Below are 3997 nucleotides of genomic sequence, written 5' to 3' on the forward strand. Positions count from 1 at the left end.
CGCAGTCGGTCTGATCGTTCTCCACGACCAGCGCCATGCCGCTTGCGTTCAGCAGGCTACGCAGAGCGTCGAGAGGCTGCGCGTCGCGGAAATGGCCCAGGGAAACCTTTAGCCACAGGGCGTTCAGGGTGCTGGCCTCAGAGAGATAGCGGGTCAGGTCCGGGTTGAGGGTGCCGTCTGGCATAAACAGGGCGGCGGGGGCGGAGTAGCACGCCAGCAGGCCGAGCAGCTCAATGGATTCTCCCAGCGCCGGCAGCGCCAGCAGCTCGTCGCTGCTGAACAGTTCCCGGCGGATCTCCACGCCGTCTGCCCCTGCGCCTGCAATAACGGGCAGCATCGCCCGCTGACCGCCCGCCTGTCGCACCTGTTCCGCACCGTACGCGGCGGTGACCACCATAATTTTCCTGCCCATCTTCGGACTCCATCGCAACATATCAATACTATTACGCTAGATGGAACCGGTTCCAAAGAAAAGGTCAGGATGTTGAATTTATGATCGCTATCACAAGGGAAATTTAACGTGCGGTGGAGCCGCGAACGATCAGCTCGCCGGAGAAGACCTGCTCGCGAACGGCATCGCTGGTGCCTTCAATACGACGAACCACTTGTTCAACAGCAGCATAGCCAATCTGCCAGGTGGGTTGTTTGAGTGTCGTAATGCCGACGCCGGCCAGCTCCGCCCACTCCAGCTCATCAAACCCCAGCAGACCGATATCGCTGCCCCAGTGCAGGCCAATACGCTTGAGCGAGCGGGCGACCTGGAGCGTCAGCGCCCCGTTGGCGGAGATAACGGCTTTGCGCATCCCGCGATGGCGCGTGTGGAACTGACGCAGGGTGTTGTCGAGCTGCCCCGCTTCGTGAAGCGGCGTTTCGGCATTTTCGGCTATCACGCCGGGATATCGCTCCAGCGTGGCGCGAAATGCGCTCAGGCGCTCGCGACGGGTGTTGACCATCCCCAGCGGTTCACTCAGAAACAGAATGGCCTCGAAGCCCTGCTCAATCAGATGTTCGGTGGCGGTCGTGGCGGCCTGGGTGTTATCCAGCCCGACCACATCGCAGGCAAATTCCGGGATTTTACGGTCGATAAGGACCATCGGCAGGGAGGATTGCTGCAGGCGGTTTAACCCCTCTTCGCGCATGCCCACCGCGTTAACCACGATCCCTTCCACCTGATAGCTGCGCAGCAGGTCGAGGTAATGCAGCTCCTGATCGACTTCGTTGTTGGTATTACAGACCAGCGGCGTGAAACCCTTCTCACGACAGGCGGCTTCAATACCGCTAAGCACGTTCACGGAATAGGGGTTGGTGATATCGGCGATGATAAGCCCGATAAGGCGGGTGCGACCGCGTTTAAGCCCGCGCGCCATGAGGCTGGGACGATAGTCGAGATCGGCAATGGCTTGTTCAATACGCGCCAGCAATGCGTCGGACAACAGGTGTTTCTCGCCATTGAGGTAGCGCGAAATGCTGGTTTTACCGGTTTTGGCGGCTTTCGCCACGTCGCTGATGGTGGCCCGGGCTGGTTTGCTCATCGCTGATTTCCCTGAATTTAGTGAGAATACCTTAGCGGGAAAATCGGACGAATCAAGTAATTTGCCCGGTGGCGCTGCGCTTACCTGGGGTGCGGTCTGGTGCCCTCACCCCAACCCTCTCCCACGGGGAGAGGGGGAAATGCGATTACTGAATTGGGCTTAACGTAATCTCAACGCGGCGGTTCTGCGCTTTGCCTTCCGCCGTGCTGTTGCTGGCGATAGGGTTGGCAGGGCCCATGCCGCTGGTGCGGATGCGGTTCGCTTCAACGCCCTGGGTAATCAGCGAGCTGGCCACGGCATCAGCGCGCTGCTGGGACAGACGCATGTTCAGATCCTGGCTGCCGGTGCTGTCGGTGTAGCCCATCACGTTTACAGCGGTCTTGTTGTACTCTTTCAGCACCATCGCCACGCCGGTCAGGGTATTCGCACCCGCCGGTTTCAGCGTTGCGCTGCTGCTGTCGAAGGTCACGTTGTTCGGCATGTTCAGGATGATGTTATCGCCGCTGCGCGTCACGCTCACACCGGTTCCCTTCATTTTGTCGCGCAGCTTCGCTTCCTGCACGTCCATGTAATAGCCTACGCCGCCGCCAAGCGCTGCGCCTGCCGCTGCGCCAATCAGCGCGCCTTTGCCGCGGTCTTTCTTGGAGGAGGAGAGCGCCCCAACGCCTGCGCCGACTAGCGAGCCGATACCTGCGCCAATGCCGGATTTACCCGCTTCGCGTTCACCGGTGTAAGGGTTGGTTGTGCAGCCAGAAACAGCCAGGGCACCGCTCACCAGAGCGGCAATAACGAGTACGCGTTTTTTCATCTTCTTTCCTTAATCCTTTTTATTCTTTGCCACGGCGAGCGTGGCAGTTGATTATGACGTCCAGATACGGAGAAAATTCCGGGTATAACTCTGAAATTTGTGACAAACCATAAACTGCCTCAGCAAGAAGGCCGTAAAACCTGCACGCAACCAGGAGCGCACGCTTGAGCACCTCAACGAAAACCATTCTGACCGCCGCCCACTGGGGACCGATGCTGGTCGAAACTGATGGCGAAAATGTTCTGTCGTCCCGCGGGGCATTGCCAACACAACATCCCAACTCGTTACAGACCGTCGTTCGCGATCAGGTGCATAGCAAAACGCGTGTGCGCTGGCCGATGGTGCGTAAAGGTTTTCTGGCCTCGCCGGACAAGCCGCAGGGAGTTCGCGGTCAGGATGAGTTTGTTCGCGTGAGCTGGGATGACGCGCTGGCGCTTATCCACGCCCAGCACAAGCGCATTCGCGACAGTTACGGTCCGTCGTCCATTTTCGCCGGGTCCTACGGCTGGCGTTCTAACGGGGTGCTGCATAAGGCTTCAACGCTGCTGCAGCGCTATATGAGCCTGGCAGGAGGCTATACCGGTCATCTGGGGGATTACTCCACCGGTGCGGCGCAGGCGATCATGCCGTACGTCGTGGGGGGGAACGAAGTGTACCAGCAGCAAACCAGCTGGCCGCTGGTGCTGGAGCATACCGATGTGGTCGTGCTCTGGAGCGCTAACCCCCTTAACACATTGAAAATTGCCTGGAATGCCAGCGACGAGCAGGGCATTGGATATTTCGACGCGCTGCGCAAAAGCGGTAAGCGCATCATCTGCATTGACCCCATGCGCTCTGAAACCATGGATTTCTTCGGCGACAGCGCCGAGTGGATTGCCCCCCATATGGGCACCGACGTGGCAATGATGCTGGGTATCGCCCATACGCTGGTCGAAAACGGCTGGCACGATGTCGAATTCCTGACGCGCTGTACCACCGGCTTCGATAAGTTCGCCGACTACCTGACGGGCCAGTCCGATGGGGTGGCGAAAACGGCAGAGTGGGCAGCAGCGATTTGTGGCGTTACAGCGGAAAAACTCCGCGAACTGGCGGCGTTGTTCCATAAAAACACCACGATGTTAATGTCCGGCTGGGGGATGCAGCGCCAGCAGTTTGGCGAGCAAAAACACTGGATGCTGGTGACCCTTGCCGCGATGCTTGGGCAGATCGGTACGCCGGGCGGCGGTTTTGGTCTCTCCTATCATTTTGCCAATGGCGGTAACCCCACGCGTAAAGCGGCGGTGCTGGCGTCTCTGCAAGGCTCGGTGCAGGGCGGCGTGGATGCTGTGGATAAAATCCCGGTGGCGCGTATTGTTGAAGCCCTGGAGAATCCGGGCGGTTTTTATCAGCACAACGGTCTGGACCGCCACTTCCCGGATATTAAATTTGTCTGGTGGGCGGGCGGGTCGAACTTCACGCACCATCAGGATACCAACCGCCTGATCCGCGCCTGGCAAAAGCCGGAGCTGGTGGTGATTTCCGAGTGCTTCTGGACCGGCTCGGCCAAACACGCCGACATCGTGCTCCCGGCGACCACCTCGTTTGAGCGTAACGATCTCACCATGACCGGCGACTACAGCAACCAGCATATGGTCCCGATGAAGCGCATAGTGGCCCC

Annotated in this window: 3 protein-coding genes and 1 pseudogene; 1 reads left to right on the forward strand and 3 read right to left on the reverse strand. The window is 59.2% G+C overall.

Translation table 11 applies throughout. The features are described 5' to 3' along the window. From DOU50_RS00990 to DOU50_RS01000, 3 genes and pseudogenes are all read right to left on the reverse strand, one after another. A pseudogene (locus DOU50_RS00990) lies at positions 1–412 on the reverse strand (sugar phosphate isomerase/epimerase); the annotation flags it as partial. Between the two features lie 103 nt (positions 413–515). After that, entirely contained in the window at positions 516–1532 is a 1017-nt protein-coding gene (locus DOU50_RS00995) for a LacI family DNA-binding transcriptional regulator (protein WP_008502761.1), read from the reverse strand. 145 nt (positions 1533–1677) lie between these two features. Then, complete coding sequence (locus tag DOU50_RS01000; protein WP_024909080.1) at positions 1678–2340, reverse strand: OmpA family lipoprotein; 663 nt, start codon at positions 2338–2340, stop codon at positions 1678–1680. A gap of 212 nt (positions 2341–2552) precedes the next feature. Between DOU50_RS01000 and DOU50_RS01005 the strand changes: the two genes are divergently transcribed. Next, positions 2553–3997 (forward strand): molybdopterin-dependent oxidoreductase (locus DOU50_RS01005; RefSeq protein ID WP_148768546.1); only part of this gene is annotated, 1445 nt, incomplete at its 3' end.

Origin of the sequence: Enterobacter sp. C6, from assembly GCF_008122455.1 — a bacterium.
Classification (GTDB): Bacteria; Pseudomonadota; Gammaproteobacteria; order Enterobacterales; family Enterobacteriaceae; genus Enterobacter; species Enterobacter pseudoroggenkampii.

Bases quoted from the DNA above. Each gene is read 5' to 3' on its own strand.
- DOU50_RS01000 (WP_024909080.1), bottom strand. From the start codon at position 2,340: ATGAAAAAACGCGTACTCGTTATTGCCGCTCTGGTGAGCGGTGCCCTG.
- DOU50_RS00995 (WP_008502761.1), bottom strand. From the start codon at position 1,532: ATGAGCAAACCAGCCCGGGCCACCATCAGCGACGTGGCGAAAGCCGCC.